Annotated in this window: 1 protein-coding gene; it reads right to left on the bottom strand. The window is 59.9% G+C overall.

From position 1 onward, the window contains the following. Nucleotides 1-293 (bottom strand): transposase (locus AB0T83_RS20370; RefSeq protein WP_366195017.1); only part of this gene is annotated, 293 nt, incomplete at its 3' end. Nucleotides 294-367: the final 74 nt, after the last annotated feature.

Raw genomic sequence — 367 nt, forward strand, 5'->3', positions numbered from 1 at the left:
TCCACCTCGAGCGTCTTGCGTCCGAGCTGGCGTTCAAGTTCGCGGATGCGGGCTTCCATCTCGCGCACCGTCTTGTTGCTTGTGACGCTGTCGTCCCCTGTCACGGCGATACTGCCCCCTTCGAGCATCAGTTTGCGCCAACGATACAGCAGATTGGGTGCCACGCCATTGCGGCGGGCAACGGCGGAAATACTCTCGCCGTCATACAGGGTCTCTTCCACGATCCGCAGCTTCTCCGCCGCAGACCAGCGCCGACGACGCTCGCCATCGGTGATGATTTCAATCTCAGACATCAGCACGTGCTTAAGGCTATCCTTAAGCCTCCTGGCTCAAGCCAAGATGTCCGGGCGAAATGGGGGCCAGTTCA

The sequence above is a fragment of the Meridianimarinicoccus marinus genome, assembly GCF_040689105.1.
In the GTDB taxonomy this organism is placed as follows: Bacteria; Pseudomonadota; Alphaproteobacteria; order Rhodobacterales; family Rhodobacteraceae; genus Meridianimarinicoccus; species Meridianimarinicoccus marinus.